This is a genomic window from Terrimonas alba, assembly GCF_042434975.1.
Taxonomy (GTDB): domain Bacteria; phylum Bacteroidota; class Bacteroidia; order Chitinophagales; family Chitinophagaceae; genus Terrimonas_B; species Terrimonas_B alba.
Genome location: NZ_JBHMQM010000005.1, coordinates 423,295 through 444,508 on the forward strand (window position 1 = coordinate 423,295; position 21,214 = coordinate 444,508).

Below are 21,214 nucleotides of genomic sequence, written 5' to 3' on the forward strand. Positions count from 1 at the left end.
TAAATGGATAATTAGTCAAAACTTTGGTTAGAAGCGGCAGCTTGTTTCAACAACCGGTCGAATTGGTCGGGTGACAGGTCATTATAGAAAAAGTAAACCGGGTCTATTTTATTTCCGTTTTTATGCACTTCGTAATGGCAGTGCGGCCCCGTTGATTTTCCCGTACTGCCAACCCAGCCTATTATTTCGCCGCGGGTTACCCGTTGCCCGGCCTTTGGTTTTACTTTCACCATATGGCCATAAAGGGTTTCGTAGCCGTAACCGTGATTGATGATTACATGATTGCCATAGCCATTGCCTTTATTTCCAGAAGTAGTCACCGTTCCGTTGGCTGTTGCATAAATGGGCGTTCCGGTTGGCGCCGCAAAATCGAGACCGGCATGCATTTTTACCGTTTTGTAGACGGGATCGATCCGATACCCAAAGCCTGAAGCAATTCGGTTAAGGTCTTTATTACTTACCGGCTGAATGGCAGGTGTATGCGACAAAAGCTGCTCTTTGTTTTTTATCAAGCCATCAATTTGAAGATAGGATTTGGTCTGCGCCGCGATACGGCTGGTCAGTAAATTCAAAGAATTGGCGATAGAGGAATACAACTGGTTATTGGGCATTCCCTCTACCGTAGCGATCTCTTTTTCTGCTTCCAGTTCTTTTGCCCTGGCACTATCCGGTATGGGATTGGCTTCAAAAATAGCGCGGTATACATGGTTATCTCTTTTTTCGAGTTCGGCCATTTGCTTATCAAGTGAGTTGACCTTATCCCTTAGCCGGGCATAACGTTCGCTGAGGCGTTCATTTTGCATCCGCAGCAATTTTTCATTGGGAGAGCCGACAAACTGAAAGGCGAAATAGGAGATTAAAGCAGCTGTAACGAGAGCTGCAGCTATAAACCCGAAAATACGGAGCAGCTTTACCCGCAGAGGTACTTCCAGCTTTTCATAACGCAGTGTATTGGTGTTATAGTAATATTTGATTTTTTTCATAGTCAACCAGCCGTTATACTGGTTTTCAAAGCGTACTTACATAATGTCCGAATCTTTTACCTTTGTCCACCGGCCGTCAAGTCCGCTGTGGCGGAAATGGCGGCCGGCTTATTTAGTAAAAAATCAATATTAACAAATATAGGCGGTTCAATAGCAAAAATCAACCCAATTCTGGCAGCCAAACGGACGAAAATTGCTAAAAATCAATCTCATTTGGCCAAAATTTTTAAAAAATGACTTCAAGCGAAATACGGAAACAGTTTCTTGATTTTTTTCAATCTAAGGGGCACGAGATCGTGCCTTCGGCTCCCATTGTTATCAAAAATGACCCGACACTGATGTTTACCAATGCCGGGATGAACCAGTTCAAAGACTACTTCCTGGGTAACAAAAAATCTTCTTACCCAAGGGTGGCCGATACGCAAAAATGTTTACGTGTCAGCGGAAAGCATAACGACCTGGAAGAAGTGGGAGTGGATACCTACCATCACACCATGTTTGAGATGCTGGGCAACTGGAGTTTTGGTGATCCTGCCCGTCCGGCAGGCGGCTATTTCAAAAAGGAAGCGATTGCCTGGAGCTGGGAACTCCTGACAGAGGTGTATAAACTGGAGAAGGACCGCCTGTATGTGACCATATTCGAAGGCGATGAAAAAGAGGGCCTGCCAAAAGATGAAGAAGCCTACAATGAATGGAAAAAATATATTGCTGAAGACAGGATTTTGCTGGGCAATAAAAAAGATAACTTTTGGGAAATGGGTGACACCGGTCCCTGTGGTCCCTGCACGGAAATACATGTTGACTGCAGAACAGCTGACGAAAGAAAACAGGCGGATGGAAAAACATTGGTGAACAATGATCATCCGCAGGTGATCGAAATCTGGAACAATGTATTCATCCAGTTTAACCGGAAAAAAGATGGGAGTCTTGAACCATTGCCTGCCAAACACGTGGATACCGGGATGGGATTTGAAAGGCTGGTAAGGGTATTGCAGGGAAAACAAAGCAATTACGACACCGATGTTTTCACCGGTACCATCGCAGCTACTGAAAAGATCGTCGGTAAAAAATATGAAGCCTCCCCTATGGGGGAAGGTTTGGAGGGGGTCAAGCAGGCGATCGCTTTTAGAGTGATAGCCGATCATATCCGGGCTATCAGTTTTACTATCGCTGACGGGCAATTGCCATCCAATACCGGCGCCGGTTATGTGATCAGGCGGATACTGAGGCGGGCAGTGCGTTATTATTATTCCTATTTGGATTTTAAGCAGCCTTTGTTAAATCAACTGGTAGTAGAACTGGCATTACAATTCAAATATGTATTTCCGGAATTGTACAACCAGGCTGAGTTTGTAACCAAAGTGATTCGGGAAGAAGAGGAAGCATTTTTGAGAACATTGGAAAAGGGGCTGAAAAAAATTGATGAGATCATTTCGGCAAACAAATCAGGAACAATTGATGGGAAAAATGCGTTTGAATTATTTGACACATTCGGTTTCCCGATAGACCTCACAAGATTAATTGCTTCTGAAAATAAATTGTCAATTGATGAGGCTGGCTTCGAATCGGAAATGAAACAGCAAAAAGAACGTTCCCGTGCCGCCACACTTGTCGATACTGAAGATTGGGTTGAGGTACATAAAGCCGATAAAACAAGTTTTGTCGGTTATAATGATCTGCAGGTAGAAACACAGGTTGTGAAATACCGGAAAGTGAAGAGCAAAGGAAAGGAGCAATATCAATTGGTATTGGAAACTACCCCTTTCTATGCCGAAAGTGGCGGCCAGATTGGCGACAAAGGCGTTTTAGCCTTCGAGGAGGAAGAAATTTTAGTAACAGACACCAGGAAAGAAAATGATCTTATCCTCCAATTCACGGATAAGCTCCCAAAGAATATTTTTTCAACGGTGACCGCTTCAGTAAATCCGGTAAACCGCCAAAACATTACTTATAATCATACCGCCACCCATTTATTGCATGCAGCCTTACGGCAGGTATTGGGAACCCATGTTACACAAAAGGGATCATTGGTTTCGCCGGATGTATTGCGTTTCGACTTTTCACATTTTTCCAAAGTGACGGACGAAGAATTGAAACAGGTTGAAATGATGGTGAATGAAAAGATAAGGGCCAATATTCCTGTGATCATAAAAGAGTTGCCGAAAGATGAAGCCTTGAAGCTGGGAGCTATGGCATTGTTTGGTGAAAAATATGGTGAAACGGTTCGTGTGGTAATAATCGATCCGGGATATTCAATTGAACTATGTGGCGGCACCCATGTCGGTCATACCGGTATGATTGGTTTGTTTACGATTGTTTCCGAAGCCGCCGTTGCTGCCGGTGTTCGGCGGATTGAAGCATTGACAGGAGCCGGTGCTATTCAGTATGTCAATGAAAGAATAAGTCAGTATAAACAGGTAAATGAGCTTTTAAAAACAAAGGACCCGCTGAAATCTATTGAGAAATTGATAGAGGATAAGTCGACACTGGAAAAAAAGATTGAAAGATTAGAGGCCAGGCAGCTGGTGGCTATCCGCAATGAATTGTTGCAAAAGGATGAGATCATCAATGAAGTTTCTTTTATTGGCGATATTATTGAAGTAGATAATGCAGATGCATTGAAAAAGATATGCTTCGATCTGAAGAACAATCTCAATAACTACCTGGCTGTTTTAGGCGCCAATATCGGCGGCAAACCATTTGTAGCGATTGGCATGTCAGAAACAGTAGCCTCGGCAAAAAATTTGGATGCCGGAAAAATCATCAAAGAAAAAGTGGCGCCGTTGATCAAAGGTGGCGGTGGTGGTCAGAAAACCTTGGCGACAGCAGGCGGACAGGATGCGGGAAATTTGAAACAGGTGATTGAGGCGGTCAGGGAGCTCTTGTAGATCAGTAAGGGTTTTTTCTTTTTTTTGGATTTTTATAGTTGCGTGACTCCATGTAGATGATAACAACGTAGATGATGATTATGACACACAAGACTATACAGCTAATAGCTAAAATCTTTAACATAGAGTATCACAGTTCGTTTTGGTGGCGATGTCAAAAATGCTATTTTATTTGCGAAATCCCGCATATTTAGACGACGGAAATTACTTAGTAAAATTACGGCAATGGCAGACTATGCCTGATCTTTTTGTAGCCAATTGTTAGATCTCCACCCATTTATCCCTGAAATTTTCCTTTCGCTGATAAAAGCTATTTAACATTTCCGAAACGCTTCGTATTTAGAGAAATGTATTTATATTTGATCTACGAAAATTAACGTAGATAAATAAAACAATAACAAATGAAACAGCTTATTAAAACGATTTCCTTGACGATATTGGCCGCCGGCTTTATGGCGCCAGGTTCGTTGCTGGCCCAAAAAGAAAAAGAGGACAAAGAAAAAAAAGAAGCAGAACAGATCATCATTACCCGCAAAGGTAAAAAAGAGGATAAAGTGGTGGTTGAAGTAATTGGTGATAAAGTAATTGTGAATGGTAAAGAGCTTAAGGGCGATGACAAGGATGGTGATATTTCAGTTAAGCGCCACAAAATAAAAGATGTGTGGGCGTTTGGAGGCAATGACAATTTCAACAGTAACTTTAATGGTGACCATTTTAAAATGTTCAATATGGATGAAAATAAGGCCATGTTGGGCGTGTCCACCGAACAGGCAGACAAGGGTGCACAAGTGGAGAATGTCACCGAGGGCAGTGCGGCTGAAAAGGCAGGTTTGAAAAAGGGAGACGTAATTATAAAAATAGGAGATTCAAAAATCGAAAGCCCTGATGATCTTTCGAAAGCTATTAAAGCCCGTAAACCCGGTGATAAGGTAGTAGTTACTTTTCTGCGAGATAAAAAAGAACAAACTGTTACTGCCGAGTTGACCAAATGGAAAGGCGTCAATGTTTTTACCACTGTCCCCGGCATGGAAGGTTTTAAAATGGATTTGGGCGATTTTGCCCCCCATGTACAAACGCTGCCCCGTGGAGCTACACCTCGTATGAATTGGAGCTGGTCCGGTGGCGGTCCTAAACTGGGCATTTCGGTGCAGGATACAGAAGATGGAAAAGGTGTAAATGTAATAGAAGTGGATGAAGAAGGCAATGCGGCAAAAGCTGGTATTAAAGAAGATGATATCATTACCGAAGTAGATGGTAAAGCCGTAAATAGTGCAGATGAAATTGCAAAATTGATGAAAGAAAATAAGGACAAAGTTTCAGTAAAAGTGAAATTGCTAAGAAAAGGCAGGACAGAAAACGTGGAAGTAAAAATTCCCCGTAAGCTGAAAACAGCAGATCTTTAATTATATATACATCGAGCATCAGCACCCCGTTCAAAAGACGGGGTTTGCTTTTTTTATAACAGTTCAGCCCGCCAAAATGGGTTATTTTTGCTGACTTTTAAAAAAAATGACCAACCAGGATATATATGAGATTGTAGTTGGGCTGGAGGTACATGCTCAATTACTTACCCAAAGCAAGCTGTTTTGTGGCGACAGTATTGCCTATGGCTCCGAACCCAATACACAGGTAAGCCCGATAACATTGGCTCATCCCGGCACCCTGCCTAAAATGAACAAAAAGGCCATTGAATTTGCAATTAAAATGGGCCTCGCCTGTCATTGTGAGATCGAGCGGCAAAATTATTTTGCCCGAAAAAACTATTTCTACCCCGATCTTCCCAAAGGCTACCAGGTTTCACAACACACGACTCCTATTTGTAAAAATGGCTTTGTTAAGATAAAAGTAAATGGCGAAGAGAAAAGGATCCGGCTCAACCGGATTCATATGGAAGAAGATGCAGGTAAGAGCCTGCACGATGTGGATGAAAACAATACTTGTATCGACTACAACCGGGCCGGCACGCCACTAATCGAAATTGTAAGCGAACCGGATATACGAAGCAGCGATGAAGCTTATAGTTACCTGACTGAATTACGAAAGCTTGTGAGATATCTGGAAGTTTGCGATGGCAATATGGAAGAAGGAAGTTTTCGCTGTGATGCAAACGTGTCAGTACGTCGCAAGGGCGATTCCAAACTGGGGACAAAAGTGGAAGTAAAAAATCTCAATAGCATCCGGAATGTTAAACGTGCCATTGACTTTGAAGCAAAGCGGTTGATGGGTATGCTGGAAAAAGGCGAAACGATTTTGCAGCAAACGAGAAGTTTTGATGCTAATAACGGAACTACATTCGCTATTCGCGACAAGGAAGATGCTGATGATTATCGCTATTTTCCTGACCCTGATCTTACTCCTTTCAATTTAGAGGAAGATTTTATTGAATCGATCCGCCGATCAATTCCGGCGTTGCAGGAGGAGAGGGTAAAAAAATATGTCTCCGACTGGAAACTTCCGGAATATGACGCTTATGTCCTTAGTGATGAAAAAGAGATCGCTGATTATTTTGAAAAGGTTTCTGAACAAACAGCTAATCATAAGGCGGCATCCAACTGGATGCTGGGACCGGTGAAATCATGGTTGAATGAAAATAATAAAGAAGTGGGGGAATTTCCACTGAGCCCGGGTCAAATAGCAAAATTGATAGCGCTGATTGACAAGGGAAAACTTAGCTTTTCTATTGCATCAGGCAAATTGTTTTCCCTGCTGTTAAAAGAGCCCTCACAGGATCCCGAACAACTGGCGATCAGCCAAAATCTAATCCAGGAATCCGATGCGGGTAGTCTTGAGCCAATTATCAATGAGGTCCTGGAGAAACATGCTGAGAAAGTAAAGGAATATAAAAAAGGTAAGAAGGGCCTGTTATCCTTATTCGTAGGCGAAGTAATGAAACGGTCAAAAGGAAAAGCCGATCCAAAAGCTACCAATGAGATATTGTTGGAGAAACTTAAACTATAACATACAGCACCAGGTGTTGTCATTTTAAATCATCAAATATGCGCAGTTTTCTTGTTGCTGGATTAGCAACGATTATATTGGTTTCGTGTGGTGGGGCATCAAAAGAGAAGAAATTTTCAGTCAGCGGAACTGTTTCCAACAGCAACGCAAAAATGATTTACCTGGAAAAAATTCCCGCAGCTACTATGCAGCCAACGCTGGCCGATTCGGCGGCATTGGGTAAAGACGGAAAATTTTCTTTGACAACCGATGCTGGTGAGTCTGTTGTTTACAATCTTCGTCTCGATCAAAATAAATATCCTGTTGCTTCGGTGATCAATGATGTAGAGAAAGTCAAATTAACTATTCAACTGAGCAAAGACAACAGCGAGTTTGCTGAAAAGTATGAAGTAGAAGGTTCACCGGCAAGCCAGCAGATGAAAGATTTTATGTATGCTTTTAATAATGACTTACAAAAGATTTTTGGCATAGCCCGGCAGGCCGATAGTTTGCAGAGAAGTGGTGCCGGCGACAGTTTACTGTTTCCGTTGATGGCCGAACAAAAATCGCTGGCTGCGAAAATTAAAAGTTATTCTGAAGAGGCATTGGCTAAAGCAAATAATCCGGCCCTCATCATGTTTGAGCTGGGTTACTACCAGTCAACAGCAAATGGAGCTGGTTTTGGACTGGAGCCGTTAAGTAATGAGCAGGTGACAACAATTGTGAATGAAGCGGCAAAAAAATATCCCACGCACCAGGCGGTAGCCGCCATCAAAGCCACTTTGGACCAGCAAGCACAGAAAGAAATGCTGGCCAACTGGGTGGGTAAAGAGGCCCCTGATTTTGCTATGCCTGATGTAAACGGAAAAGAAGTAAAACTGAGTTCCTTCCGTGGTAAATATGTGCTGGTTGATTTTTGGGCAAGCTGGTGCGGGCCTTGCCGCCAGGAGAATCCAAATCTGGTAAAAGCGTACCAGCAATTCAAAGATAAAAATTTTACTGTCCTCGGCGTATCACTTGATAGACCGGGTCAAAAGGACAAATGGTTAAAGGCAATCAATGATGATAAACTAACCTGGACCAATATCAGCGACCTCCAGTATTGGAATAGCCCGGTTGTCTCATTGTATGGATTTGATGGTATTCCATTTAATGTATTAATAGATCCCCAGGGTAAAGTGATTGGACAAGCATTAAGAGGTCAGATGCTGGAAAATAAATTAGGTGAAGTGCTACACTAGAACAAAATTATTATTGGAATAATAACGATAAAGCCGGTCAGTGGGACCGGCTTTATTATTGGTGCGACGTAAATATTATTTTGAAGAGGCTATTTAATCTTTTAAGCCAAGATATGCCTGCACTTCTTTGTAATTATTCCAGTCAATTGTTTTACCCCCCGGGGCTGTTCGTCCAGCAGTTCCGCCGGGTATGAGTATATATCTATATTGAAATACTTTTTCTCCACTATCTGTAAATGTGGAAGCATCTTCATCAGAATAAAGATTGATGGCACCCTCTGTGAAATATAAATTGATATTAAATACTCCGAGTAAAGCAAATATGTCAAACATCGGTAATGGGAACACAGCCGGACTTGCAGCTGTACCAGCATTTAAGTACACTTTTACCTCCCCTCTTTGTAAAATCGAATCGACCAGCTTTGGTGCGTTAATTCCGGCAATCCATGCAACAGTATCAATCACAGTGCCATTTGTATCAGTTATAGCATCATAAGCTACATCTGTCCAAGCCGAATAGATTACATTGGCTGTACCCGCCGGACCCTGAGCTCCGGGAAGTCCTGCAGCTCCGGCAGGTCCTTGTGCTCCAGCGGGACCAGCGGGACCTGCCGGGCCAGTATCGCCTTTTTTACAGGAAGAAAATATTAACAGCGCTGCTATTACCAAGCAGTAAGGAATTGCAAAGATCTTCAGTTTCATAAGCTTTGTTTTTGATTATTAATAAATTTAGATGTTATGAGGGGGAGTAAGACGGATAATACATCTACCATCAATTTATGCAAACTTTTTAGAAAAACAGGGCTAACCAACAAAGTATTTCTGTTGTTTCTAAGTAATTAGCTGATTAAAATTCCCAGGTGATCCAGGATTTACCGTCTGCAGCACTTACCATATCGTAAGTGGTATTGCTTGTTTGTACAAAATAAAAACCACTTGCATTGTACAGCAAATTCCTGGTCTGTGCGGCGGGTCCTGTGGTAGGGTAAGTTGAAAAATTAGGCGGGCCATAGTCACCCACCAGGATGAATATCGCCCTTCCATCTGATGTAAAATTGGGTTTGGGTGCCGTCCCGTAATCAATGTCAACAGCGGTGCCGGCTGCATTCAAAAAAACGGGTCCAAAAAAATCATTGCTGCTTGTAACACCCGGCCAATAGATCCAGTAAAAATACCGGCCGGCACTGCTTGTCAATGACTGAACTCCAAAACCATCGTCTACTCCATTTACATGAAATCCTTTTGCTGTTATCCAATAGGTGTTTCCATTGTTGACTGCATAATTCCACCATCTTCTTGGTGCTCCTGTATCTACTTTTAGCGGAACTACAATACCGGTAATAGTTGCGGCAGTGGCATTGGTAGTTAGATTGAGTGTTTGTGTAGAAGCATTCCAGTTTAAATTATCAAAGCCGGAAATGGTTTGTGAGCCATTTACAAGCGGGTTTGTAAAAACGATGCCTCCGGCAGTAAAATAATAACCTGTTGTATAGGTCTGAAGATTCCCGCTGCCGTCCAGCCAGCTGAAAACAAACTGGCGGGTAACAGGATCAATTTTTATATCGTAGAGTTGCGAACCGATTGTCAGTCTTTTAAAATAAGTCAAAATTTTATTGATGTTCAAACCGGCGGCCAACTGTGCGTTGGTGTATGCCTGTTCTTCCTGGGGAGTAGCTTTTACCAGTGTTAACCGGCTGCCATTATATCTTCCGACAAGTTTTATACTGTCGGTACTGGTTGAGTCAAAATAAAATTCAAAATCGGAAAATAGCCCCCCACCGGGAACGCCGCCATTTACATCACTGTCCGGGTCGGCCAACAAATGCAGGTAAGAGTAAGTGTCGAAAAGCAGGCTGGGTTGTTGTAATGCTTTGAGGCGGTAACTACTTTCTTTAAGGGTCGTTGCCGACGTCTCATCAAAGTCTGAAAGCATCGATACCCGGTTGTCGTTATTGAACTTAAAATAAAAACTATAGGCAGACCCGTTGCCACCACTGGTTTTTAACAATCCCTTCCAGCCGTTTTGCGCACCCGAAAGCTGCGACTGGTAAGCATCCAGTTTTTCCTTCAATCGCTCATCCGCTGATTTCTCAAACACCGGATCATCATCTTTTTTACAGGATGAGATAAGCGCTGTAATGATTAAACTAATTATCAATAATTTTTTCATGTAATAATTTTTATTGCTTCGGTCACCGGTATTTTTTGTTCAGGTTTTACTGAGTCAATATTGTTTTTTGTAATCAATATAATAACGAGTTGATGGCGTACCTGCTTCTTAATTGCAAGTTGTAAAATTCAATATTCCATGCCTGTTTAAAATAACTTACCACCACAGATTCTTTTTGCCTGAGTCTTGCTTTAGCCACTGCAGCCGTCGTTCCATTTGGAGTGGTGCCCGCATAGTTAATGCTGTTGACAAGATTATCAAACCATGCACGTCCATTAACCAGCATCAACGAAACCATTTCGGCCCAATCTTCGTTTTTGTGTGAAATGGCATATTGAGAAATAAAACCCTCGTTCAATGCGTCCTGCGGGTTAACGTTTGTCCAGTCGGATGTATAAGAGCTTGCGCTGGACTGGCTAAACTCAACCGGTACGACAATGTTCTGATCTAGTATATGTCCAAATTCGTGATGTATTGTATGAAAAGCTTCTTTTACATTATCAGTATCACTTAATATATAACCCGGCATGCCCTTGGTACGAAAATTATTAACATTATACAGCACTACCTTCCTGCCACCTTCAGCTGTACCCAACGTAATGGAACCGTCGCTATTGAAAGAAGGACTGCCAACGAGAATAAAAAACTTTGGGCTAATATTTTTGAAAAAAGAAATGCCTGCCTCATCAACATAAGGTTGTATCCATCCCCTGCTGATGGCACTTAGTAGCGGCGTAACTTTTTCTTCCTTGGGGGGAACTAATGTTTTGTTAAGTGAAAGTTCAGACTGGTCCCATTTGTATTTAACAGCAATATTATAAGGAACAGTCAGTGTGTCGTATATCCATTTATCAATGGGTCCGGGTGTCCATGTATCACCGCCAAGCCCCGGTATATTATCAACACTGCCCAGGTCATCTTCCTTTTTGCAGGAAGATACCGCTAGTACAAAGGTTAGTGTCGCTATTATTATTCTTGTTGATTTCATATTCTATCTTTTATCGTGGATTAGGTTCTAAACCCGAAAGGGATGTTGATTGTGGTATTTGTAAAACTTTTCTTGGATCGTCGGAAGATAGCTCGGCTATTATTGTAACATTTCCTGAAGGATCGGGCGAAGTGGCATGAACAACGGGTAATTTGTAACGGAGTATATCAAACCATCGCATTCCTTCATGTATAAATTCAGCTCTTTTGTAATAAAGTATGGCGCCAATCAGGCCCACCCGCACATCCGATGTGCCAAATACTGCATTGATTTTTGTAGCTGTAATATTATGTGTCGTTGAGGAGTAGTTATTGATTCTTGTGCTGGCATATGTATTTAAATCAGCTATAGCTGCATTGGTATTGCCGAGATAAGTATAAGCTTCCGCCCGGTTAAAGAGCACTTCCTCTACAGTGAACAGCGGCACCATCACGTAAGGAATACCGATCTCCGCGTTGACAGATACTTTTACAAAGTATTCATTGATTTTGGGTACAAGCTTATGATCGGTTCCGAAGGAGTATAATGCAAATGCAAAATTGCCTCCGGTTAGTGGATCGGGGCGAGGAAATATCCTGGCTTGTTTATCGGCATCGACTCCATACCGGGTGGTATAATAATAACGTGACCATAGGGAGGATGTTTCTACCAATAACAGGTTGGCATTTTCAGTAGCCTTTGCATATATTTTGAACAATTCGGTTACATCGGTGATGTTTTTATAAGAACTATTCCAGCCTCTGAGGTGAGAAGCAAAATTGTTACCGGGAATAGCAAGATTGGCGTACTCAACTACTTTTTGATAATCTTTTTTAAACAAATAAAACCGGCACGCAAAAGCATAAGCTGCTGCTTTATTGAAATGATATTTTGGTACCTTATATATCTTATCCTGTATCAGGGGAATACCGGCCAGTAAGTCCTTTTCGATCATGTCATAAACCTCTTTCACCGTTTTCCTGTCATATTGTTTTACAAAAACATCTTCCGGTTCGGTTACATATGGAATGCCCGGCGAAGATCCGGCAGTCGCCTCATCATAAAACTTTGAAAAAAAGTTAACCAACATAAAGTGAGCATAAGCCCTTGCAACCAGTGCTTCACCTTTTTGAGCAACATAATCATTAGGATTACTGGCTTCACCAATGACTTTGAGAGCCTGGTTGGCAGCTGCTATAGCGGAATAACAGGCATACCAATAAAACTCCGGTGAATCCTGTTGATTTTCTTTGGTGTCAATGAAGTAAAACGGATCATGAATCACATTATCACTTCCGCCATTTCCGATGTCGGCTACATTGTCTGACATGGTTTCGGCAAAAGCCTGGTAGTTAGCTTGCGGATAAGCAGTTCCTAATAACTGCGAAACCTTTTCGGGTGTATTGACCAGGGCCCTGTTGTCCGGTTCTTTTTCCAGGTATTTTTTGCATCCCATTCCTGTTGTAACCAACAAACAAAGGGAAATATATAGGTAAGATATTTTCATCGTCTTCAATTTAAAGTCCTGCTTTAATAGAAAGGGTGAATTGTTTTTGAATAGGTTGTGCAACGCCGCCGGTATTAAAAAATTCCGGATCCTGGCCTTTTAATTTAGGATCGGCATAAATCAGCCAGGGGTTTGCTGACACTGCTGTAAGGGATAAAGAATTTAAACCTATCCGCTTTAAAAAAGCCGGGCTGAAGTTGTAACCAAGCGACACAGTTTTTAGACGCACAAAGCCTCCATCCGCCACCCGTTCGGTTGAGTAATTATAATTGTTATAAGGTGCCGCACCGGTTCCGTTGACCAGGTAACGTTCATAAGCATCCAGTACCGAGGGAACATTTGTTACCAGCTCATCACCGGGCATTACCCAGCGATCCAGGAACTCTTTTGGCATTGCATCAAAATCACTGTAGGAAGTTTTGAATGCAGGATACAACCTGATCTTATTACCGGCCTGGTATGTAATAAATATATTTAGTGAAAAGGCTTTATAGTTAAAAGTGTTTGAAAAACCGCCGGTAAATTTCGGATCGACAGAACCTTCAAAAACAAGTTGAGAAATATTTTCATCCTGTAAATAAACGTTGGGACTTGTTTCTCCTTTTTCATTTAAAAATGTGGGTACACCTGTTATATGATCCAATCCTTTATAGCGTATGGAAAATAAACTATTGACAGGGTAACCTACGGTATTTCCTCCCTCAGCTTTAACAAGGTCGAAAATGATTGGCTGGTTTTTGGCATTGGTTATTTCCGTAGTATTATAGCCGAAGGTTACATTAGTTCTCCAGCCCCAATCTTTTTTGCGGATGATTTGCCCGCCAATCAAGGCTTCTGCTCCATGAGCTTTCATGTCAGCATAGTTAGCCGCTTTGATAGGTTCGCCACCTATACCACCAGTTTTGATAAGGCTGATAAGGTCAAAACTTTTACGCTGGTAAACATCCAGGCTTACATTTACTTTTCCTTTAAAGAGCCCGGCATCGACACCAATATTGGTTTGATAATTTTTCTCCCAGGTAAGGTCAGAGTTTTCCAGGTTGGCAATTTGTATCACCGACTCTCTTTCTGTTGGAAAGGTTCTGTTAGTGGTCAGACTTCTCAACACAACTCCTGAATTAGTGGCTGGCCCGAGGCTGGCTGTAAGACCATAGCTTGCCCTGAGTTTCAGGTAATCGATCCAGTTTACATCACTAAGAAAAGGCTCTTGCTCCATATTCCAGGCGCCACCAAAGCTCCAGGTAGGGAGCCATCTTGCTTTTTGCGAGGATCCTAATTTATTAGATCCGTCGTAGCGAACCGTGCCGTATAAATTATATTTTTTATCATAAGTATACTGGCCGTTTAGATAAAAGGCGGCAAAACGATCATACTCTTTACCCATTCCATAATAGACAAAGTTTGATTCGATGGTTTGTTTTAGAATACGATAGTCAACAAACGGTATACCGCCATTATCATATTGATAGCCATACCCTGTATTGGAAAAGTTTTGCCTGTCGGCTGATTTTACCTGCTGTCCCAATAAAATGTTGATAGCATGAATTTCATTCAACGTATTGGTATAGTTCAAACTGTTTCTTACATCATAGGAAACAAGCTTGTCCTCTGTACGGTTATAAAATCCACCAAATGGCAAAACTACAACCGGAGCGGCGCCGGGATTATCGGGATCGGTATACAAAAATTTATTATTGGCGGCAATAGTTGCATTATCATTGGCCCTGTATGCATTGGCCATGTTTGCGTTTTCTGTTATCTGGTGTTCTCTTGTCGATTTCACGTAGCGAAGGGCGCCGATGAATTCGTAGCGTAAATTTTTGGTGATCTTATAACCCAATTCTCCCTGCAACTTCAAATCGATCACGTTGATGTCAAGAGAATTGTTTTTTAATTCATCGAGGATGTTGAATGGAGCAAAATTTCGTCTAAAATATTCCAGGTTGCCATTTTCGTCGTAAGCCGTTAACGTGCGGCTTGAATTTAGTGCGTAACTAAATGGGTTGATATCAAAATCCCTGTCAAATTGCCCCGAAACCGGATTGCTTACACGGCTCAAAGCGCCGGGTGCCTTTTGCTGACGAACCGAACCAACGGTCATAAAGCCAGCTGTTAGTTTATCAGAAAAATTATAGTTATTTCGGAAGTTGAGCGTATATCGTTTTACATCATCAGCAATGGTCCAGCCGTTATCACTATAAAAACTTGTTGAAAAAAAACTTTGTGATTTGTCCGTACCTGCAGAAATACTTAAAGAATGCTCCTGCACTAATGAATTTCTAAACAAAATATCAAACCAATCGGTATTGGCCAATGCATATCTCTTTAAGAAGGCTGCCTTTGCCTCTGTGGTATTCATCAACGCAAAATTTCCGTTTGCGTCCGGCGTATTGATCAGGTCGAACATTTTTCCATATATCCCGTAGTTAGCCGTACTTAAGATGTCAGAGTTCAAAATACCTTTTCTCTCCAGTTCGCCTAGTACTGACATCTGTTGAGCCGAGTTCATGATATTGTATTCGCCATAATAAGGTTTTAATTGGGTACTCAAATTGCCGGTATAAGAGATAGCGAGCCGGCCGGAGCGACCTTTTTTTGTTGTAATAACTACTACACCATTCATGGCCCTGGCACCGTATAATGCCGTCGCTGCCGCATCTTTTAAAATGTCAAATGTTTCAATATCGTTGGCATTTATGCCGGCTACCGAAGACCCAAGAAGAGTAGAAGGGTCGCCACTTGATAATTGGTCGTTTGATATATTGATTATGTCTTCCAGCACCACGCCATCTACCACCCACAACGGTTTGTTATCTCCATTGATAGAAGTGGCTCCCCGAATCCGAACTTTAGGGGCACTCCCAAATGTGCTGGAAACATTCTGAACTGATACACCTGCAGCCCTGCCTTCCAGCATACGGCTCACATCCACCACGCCGTCAATTTTTATGTCCTGAGCTCTTAAGGTAACTGCCGCCCCGGTAAATTTCTTTTTTTCGATTCGTTGAAAACCGGTTACTACCACATCTTGCAGGTTAGTGATATCAGCCAGCATAGTCAGGTTAAGTGATGTTTGACCGGCCGCCAGCTGCACTTCCTGCGTTTCGAGTCCTACATAACTTATCACTATTGTAGCTCTTGCAGCCACACCGCTCAAAACGAAATCCCCTGCTGCATTAGTGCTTGTACCGTTCGTAGTGTTCTTGACTGTTACGGATACTCCTGGTAACGGAGCTCCCAATGAATCGACAATTTTTCCCCGTATTGTGCCACTTTGCGCAATTGCTGAAGGTCCTAAGAAGAAAAGAAAAAGGAGAATACTCAGGAAGCAGGTAGTTCTGACGGATTTAACATTGGATCGTCCCAACGCTTTTATACTCATATTTTAATTTTAAATAGGTTTTCAGATCATATAGTTAAAAATAACAAACTAAAATAGGAAGTACAGACTGCTATAAAACTACAAAGAGTTTATCAAAAACATTGAAATCCAACAGACGCTGATTAATATCTCTTTACTTTTTCATGACAGTTCAAAACTCACCAGGAATATATTCCTGTAAATGTTTATTTGTTCTGTAAGATCTTAAGAAAGGAATAATAACTACCAAATGCTGGTTTACGGTTATCGTCCGTAACCTAAAAATGAGAGTATTTACAGGCAAAACGCTGCATGAGGGCGGCTTTTTTGCCTGTATAGGAAAGCTCTAACCGGTGCCAATTATGAAATAGCTTTAATAGCTATTTTCTTTTTTTGTTCCTTATTAAATTGATAAGTAGCGCAGGTAATAATACCAGGTTGGTGAACGTAGCCGTTACCAATGTTAATGAAGTAAGCCATCCTAATGCCTGCGTTCCGCCAAAACCACTAAAACTAAAAATGATGAACCCGGCTATTAATACAAGCGAAGTATAAATAATGCTGATGCCTGTACTGTGAATGGTTTCAATAACCGTGTCTTTTACATCAAACTGCTGATGCGGAAGTTCCTGTTTATAGTTCACCAGGAAACGAATGGTAATATCAATGGCAATTCCTAACGCAACACTAAAAACAAGTACGGTGGATGGTTTCAGCGGAATACCCGCCCAACCCATCACTCCGGCTGTAATGATCAGGGGAATGATATTGGGAATAAGCGAACATAATAAAATCCGAACCGACTTGAACAGGTAAAGCATGCAAAGAGCGATCAGCAGGAAGGCCCAGAAAACACTTTCCTTTAGTCCATTGATGATAAAACTGCTGCCTTCTAAAAAGGTGATGCTGGTACCGGTTAATTGTACGGTATATTTTTCTTTCGGAAATAACTGGTCCACTTTTTTATTGACGCTGTCCAGGATTTCGGGAAGATGAGCACTACCTACGTCGGCCATTGAAATGCTGATACGGGCCTCTTGTCTCGCAGTATCCATGAAAGTGGAAACCAGCTTTGAAAAAGAATTTTTTGCGCTGCCCGTGTCACCTTTAAAACTAAGATATTGAGCTAATGCTGGCAGGTCATATTCTGCAGGCATAGAATAGTTGGCGCTGTCGCCTTCAAAAAAAGCCTGCTTGGCAAATTTTAATCCCTCTGCAATACTTAACGGCCTTGCAATTTCAGGCATCGTAGCAAGGTATTGGGATAAGGAATCGATCTTGAGCAGGTTAGTTAAATTTCTGCTGACACCATATTTCTTTTTGGTATCAACTAATATCTCCAAAGGCATTACACCCTTAAAATTCTTTTCAAAAAATTTGAGGTCTGTATAGATCTTATCTGTTTTTGGCAGATCATCGACAATATAACCAACGCTTTTTAGTCGGAAAATACCAGCTATGGAAAATGCGATAATGATTAACGTGACTATATATATCAGCTTGCGGTGATTTAAGCTCCACCGTTCCAACCGGTCAAGCCAGCGATTAAGCCGTGGATTGTGCAGGTACCTGGTATGTCTCGACTTTGGAGCAGGTAAATAACTTAACGTAACAGGGATCAGGACAAGGGAGATAAAAAATAAAGCCATGATGTTTATCCCGGCTACCACACCGAACTCCTGTAATATTTCACTTCTGGTCAGGGCAAATACCGCAAAGCCGATGGCCGCTGCCAGGTTACAAAACAGTGTTACGATTCCCATCCGGCTTACCATTGTGATCAGTGCCTCTTTACGATCGCCGGTATCATTATACGCCGTGTGGTATTTATTAAGAAAATAAATGCAGTTGGGAATACCAATTACAACAATTAGCGGCGGAATGAGGGCTGTAAGCAGTGTGATCTTGTAACCACAGAGATGAATGGTTGCCATACTCCATACCACCCCGATTATCACAACACCCAATGATAGTAGCATCGCACTGAACGAACGGAAGAATAACAAAAGAATTAATGCCGATAAGACAACACTGGCAAACAAAAACCATTTCATTTCGTCGGCAATGCGGGTAGCTATTTCTGTGCGGATCAACGGGAGACCGCTCAAATAAACTTCCTGGTTATTATTTTTTCCAAAGCTTTCCGCCAAATTGCGGATCGCAGCTACAACGCCGTTCCTTTTTTTGGAATTCATGATCACTTTATCAATACTTACTCCCATCATCCACGCATTTGTCTGCGGGTTGTATAAAAGGTGCTGATAAAAAGGAAGGCTCCGAAAGACGGCAGCACTGCTATCAATCTCTGACTGGCTGAGTGTTTTTTCAGGAAAAATATTTACAGCATTTAGCTTCTCGGTTTCCGGCTGTTTTACCAGGTTAACAGCGGACGGGACAGAAATAACATCTATGACGCCGCTTACTTTTTTCAGTTGGCGATGCAGACTGGCATAATCATTAAATATCTTTTCCTTAAAGAGGTCAGGAGTTTGAATACCGATTACCAGCAGGTTGCCATCCTGTCCATATTTTTGTTTAAAGGCCTGGTATGTTTTGTTGGCTGGGTGGTTAACTGGAATGGCACGGCTGAATTCATAACTCAGTTCCACCTTCGACGCCCAATAGCCCATCAACGCTGTTGCCGCTATAAGGATAAGTAAAAGAGGGAAACGATAAGCAAGGATGAATTGACCGGTTTTTCGCCACATAGTATTGATATTTTACCAGCCTGATTAAAAAATAGAGGATATAGGTGGATGCTGGTAAGGCTGCAAAGAAACATAAAAATGTCTCATCTTGGCTTTATTCCCTGACATTAAGCTGTAAAAATTGTATTCAACTGTTTGCAATATTTTTGACGGGTGAGAACTCTACTATTTATAACCCTTTTAGTTTCATCTTTTTCATTGGCAGCGCAACAGCCGCTGACCCCTATTGGCCTGTGGAGAGATCATTTGCCCTACCGGAGTGTCTTCGACATCACCACTGACGGCGAGAATATTATTGCCGCAACTCCCTATAGTTTATTTGTTATTCAAAAAAGGGGAAATGCAATAGAACGCTTTAGCCGAACCACAGGATTGAATGAAACAGGTATTAGTGCTATTGGCTATGATGTAAGAAATGAAAAACTGGTAATAGCTTATAATAGCAGTAATATCGATATTCTGTACCGGAATGATGTCATTAACATACCTGATATCAAAAGGGATAATATTGTTGGTGATAAAACGATTTATAACATCTATTCAAAAAATAAGAATTACTACCTGTCAACAGGCTTGGGTATTATCGTCATCGATGGCGAAAAATATGAGATACAAGACACCTGGCTTATTGGTAATTCGGGAAGCCAGCTAAAGGTCAATGCTATTACCAGTGATGCAAATTTCTTTTACGCTGCTACGCAGGAAGGACTAAAAAGAGCTCCGTTAACAGGCAATAACCCGGCAGATCATAACAACTGGATTTTGCTGGACCATAGCGACGGTTTAACTGCTGGCGCATTTCAAAATGTCTTTACAATCGACAACAAGGTCATAGCAGAAAAAGATGACTCCCTCTTTATATCCCCCGATGGAAACACCTGGAGCTTTTTTTACACCGATGACTGGACTATTATAAACTCTTCTGCTTCTGAAAATAAAATCACTCTTTGCCAGCGAAAACTAAATGGCGACACCAGGGTCATAGTTCTAAACAGTACAGGGTCAATACTCACCACTCTTCAGCAACCAACCGGATCTTCCAATCCAGCGGAAGCACTATTCTTAAATGACGAATTATGGGTAGCTGACCAGCTAAGAGGACTTTTGCAATTCCGGGGAACGTCATTGGAAGAACAATACCAGCCCAACTCACCGGATTCAATTGCGACTGGTGAGATGCTTGTTTACAACAACGTCTTGTATGCAGCCGCGGGTAGTGTTACAACAAATTGGACCAATGATAACAATCGAAATGGCATTTACCAATTAAGGGAAGGGAAATGGACAAATTTGAACGGCTCACACCTTTTGCAACTGGATTCTTTACGGGACTTCATCAGCATTGCAGTTGACCCAAAGGATGAAACTATTTGGGCAGGTTCTTTTGGTGATGGGTTGTTACATGCAGCACCAGGTTCTGTATTTGAAATTTTTAAGGAAAATTATTTAGATCCATTTATCAATGATCCGAAAAGTTACCGGGTGTCGGGTTTGACTTTTGATCGGGAAAATAATTTATGGATTTCCAATTACGGCGCCTCCAAGCCTTTGTTGCTGAAAAAAACGGATGGCAGTTTAATTCGGTTTTCCATTCCCTTCCCGATCATCGAAAATTCGTTGACACAAATTGTAATCGACGATAATAATTATAAATGGATCGTGGTTGCAAAAGGTGGTGGCTTGCTTTGCCTCGATCCCGGATCGTCGATTGAAAATAGCGGTGATGACAGGTGGAAGAAATTAAGCACCGGAACCGGCAATCTGCCCGGCGATATTGTTTTTTGCGCAGCTAAAGATAAAAACGGTTTTCTCTGGGTCGGTACCAATAATGGCATTGGCGTTGTTCAATGTACGCAGGATGTTTTTAGTGGCCAGGGTTGTGATGCGATATGGCCCGTAATACAGCAGGGCAATTTTGCCGGTTATTTGTTTAAGGGTGAAGAAGTGCGAAGCATCGCAGTAGATGGAGCCAATAGAAAATGGGTGGCAACCAAAAAAGGAGTTTGGCTCATCAGTGCAACAGGCGAGGAAGTCATCTATCAATTTACTGAAGAGAATAGTTTATTATTGAGTAACGATGTAAAACAGATTGCAATCGACGGAAAAACAGGAGAAGTTTTCTTTGCGACTGCAAAAGGCATTTGTTCGTTCAGAAGTACCGCAACCGAAGGAAGTGAAAAAAATGAAGAAGTAACGGTGTTTCCAAATCCTGTTCCTCCGGCTTATTCAGGTAGCATTGGTATAAAAGGCTTGGTAAATAATGCCATCGTAAAGATCACAGAACTTGATGGCCGGTTGGTATATCAAACAAGGGCACAGGGTGGCCAGGCTGTTTGGAATGGACGTGATTACAGGGGAAGAAAAATCTCTACAGGTGTTTATCTTGTGTTGGTCAGCAACGATGAGAGAACGGAAAAGAAGGTAGCAAAAATTGTTTTTATAAATAAATAGT

Annotated in this window: 12 protein-coding genes; 5 read left to right on the forward strand and 7 right to left on the reverse strand. The window is 41.8% G+C overall.

The features are described from left to right. Nucleotides 1–11 precede the first annotated feature (11 nt). The gene (locus tag ACFEL9_RS16820; protein ID WP_385892455.1) at nt 12–983 is read right to left on the reverse strand and encodes a M23 family metallopeptidase; all 972 of its coding nucleotides are present in this window, start codon (nt 981–983) and stop codon (nt 12–14) included. Between the two features lie 233 nt (nt 984–1,216). On the opposite strand from ACFEL9_RS16820, the gene alaS reads away from it, so the two are divergent. The 4 genes from alaS (at nt 1,217) to ACFEL9_RS16840 (ending at nt 8,049) form a co-directional block, all read left to right on the forward strand. Next, nucleotides 1,217–3,871 carry an alanine--tRNA ligase gene (gene alaS, locus ACFEL9_RS16825; protein ID WP_385892458.1) on the forward strand — a complete coding sequence of 885 codons (2,655 nt, stop codon included), beginning with the start codon at nt 1,217–1,219 and terminating at the stop codon, nt 3,869–3,871. Between the two features lie 401 nt (nt 3,872–4,272). Then, complete coding sequence (locus ACFEL9_RS16830; RefSeq protein WP_385892461.1) at nt 4,273–5,274, forward strand: PDZ domain-containing protein; 1,002 nt, start codon at nt 4,273–4,275, stop codon at nt 5,272–5,274. Between the two features lie 106 nt (nt 5,275–5,380). After that, the gene (gene gatB / locus ACFEL9_RS16835; RefSeq protein WP_385892464.1) at nt 5,381–6,829 is read left to right on the forward strand and encodes an Asp-tRNA(Asn)/Glu-tRNA(Gln) amidotransferase subunit GatB; all 1,449 of its coding nucleotides are present in this window, start codon (nt 5,381–5,383) and stop codon (nt 6,827–6,829) included. A gap of 38 nt (nt 6,830–6,867) precedes the next feature. Beyond that, on the forward strand, nt 6,868–8,049 hold the full coding sequence (locus ACFEL9_RS16840; RefSeq protein WP_385892467.1) for a redoxin domain-containing protein: 1,182 nt from the start codon (nt 6,868–6,870) through the stop codon (nt 8,047–8,049). 93 nt (nt 8,050–8,142) lie between these two features. Here the strand turns inward: ACFEL9_RS16840 and ACFEL9_RS16845 are convergent, their stop codons facing one another. From ACFEL9_RS16845 to ACFEL9_RS16870, 6 genes are all read right to left on the reverse strand, one after another. Next, nucleotides 8,143–8,751 (reverse strand): hypothetical protein, encoded by a 609-nt coding sequence (locus tag ACFEL9_RS16845; protein WP_385892470.1) that lies wholly within the window; start codon nt 8,749–8,751, stop codon nt 8,143–8,145. A gap of 145 nt (nt 8,752–8,896) precedes the next feature. Next, nucleotides 8,897–10,219: a DUF4302 domain-containing protein gene (locus ACFEL9_RS16850; RefSeq protein WP_385892473.1), complete on the reverse strand. Its 1,323-nt coding sequence runs from the start codon at nt 10,217–10,219 to the stop codon at nt 8,897–8,899. Between the two features lie 73 nt (nt 10,220–10,292). Continuing rightward, a complete protein-coding gene (locus tag ACFEL9_RS16855) occupies nt 10,293–11,207 on the reverse strand; it encodes a zinc-binding metallopeptidase (RefSeq protein WP_385892476.1) in 915 nt (304 codons plus the stop codon). A 10-nt stretch (nt 11,208–11,217) separates the two neighbouring features. Then, entirely contained in the window at nt 11,218–12,693 is a 1,476-nt protein-coding gene (locus ACFEL9_RS16860; protein WP_385892479.1) for a RagB/SusD family nutrient uptake outer membrane protein, read from the reverse strand. Between the two features lie 10 nt (nt 12,694–12,703). Continuing rightward, nucleotides 12,704–16,075 carry a SusC/RagA family TonB-linked outer membrane protein gene (locus tag ACFEL9_RS16865; RefSeq protein ID WP_385892482.1) on the reverse strand — a complete coding sequence of 1,124 codons (3,372 nt, stop codon included), beginning with the start codon at nt 16,073–16,075 and terminating at the stop codon, nt 12,704–12,706. A 359-nt stretch (nt 16,076–16,434) separates the two neighbouring features. After that, on the reverse strand, nt 16,435–18,762 hold the full coding sequence (locus ACFEL9_RS16870) for an efflux RND transporter permease subunit (RefSeq protein WP_385892485.1): 2,328 nt from the start codon (nt 18,760–18,762) through the stop codon (nt 16,435–16,437). A 153-nt stretch (nt 18,763–18,915) separates the two neighbouring features. Between ACFEL9_RS16870 and porZ the strand changes: the two genes are divergently transcribed. After that, on the forward strand, nt 18,916–21,213 hold the full coding sequence (porZ, locus tag ACFEL9_RS16875) for a type IX secretion system anionic LPS delivery protein PorZ (protein ID WP_385892488.1): 2,298 nt from the start codon (nt 18,916–18,918) through the stop codon (nt 21,211–21,213). Nucleotide 21,214 lies beyond the last annotated feature (1 nt).

Coding starts and splice junctions, on each gene's coding strand:
- ACFEL9_RS16840 (WP_385892467.1), top strand. CDS start 6,868: ATGCGCAGTTTTCTTGTTGCTGGATTAGCAACGATTATATTGGTTTCG.
- ACFEL9_RS16860 (WP_385892479.1), bottom strand. CDS start 12,693: ATGAAAATATCTTACCTATATATTTCCCTTTGTTTGTTGGTTACAACA.
- ACFEL9_RS16845 (WP_385892470.1), bottom strand. CDS start 8,751: ATGAAACTGAAGATCTTTGCAATTCCTTACTGCTTGGTAATAGCAGCG.
- ACFEL9_RS16850 (WP_385892473.1), bottom strand. CDS start 10,219: ATGAAAAAATTATTGATAATTAGTTTAATCATTACAGCGCTTATCTCA.
- ACFEL9_RS16855 (WP_385892476.1), bottom strand. CDS start 11,207: ATGAAATCAACAAGAATAATAATAGCGACACTAACCTTTGTACTAGCG.
- ACFEL9_RS16870 (WP_385892485.1), bottom strand. CDS start 18,762: ATGTGGCGAAAAACCGGTCAATTCATCCTTGCTTATCGTTTCCCTCTT.
- ACFEL9_RS16820 (WP_385892455.1), bottom strand. CDS start 983: ATGAAAAAAATCAAATATTACTATAACACCAATACACTGCGTTATGAA.
- alaS (WP_385892458.1), top strand. CDS start 1,217: ATGACTTCAAGCGAAATACGGAAACAGTTTCTTGATTTTTTTCAATCT.
- ACFEL9_RS16865 (WP_385892482.1), bottom strand. CDS start 16,075: ATGAGTATAAAAGCGTTGGGACGATCCAATGTTAAATCCGTCAGAACT.
- gatB (WP_385892464.1), top strand. CDS start 5,381: ATGACCAACCAGGATATATATGAGATTGTAGTTGGGCTGGAGGTACAT.
- ACFEL9_RS16830 (WP_385892461.1), top strand. CDS start 4,273: ATGAAACAGCTTATTAAAACGATTTCCTTGACGATATTGGCCGCCGGC.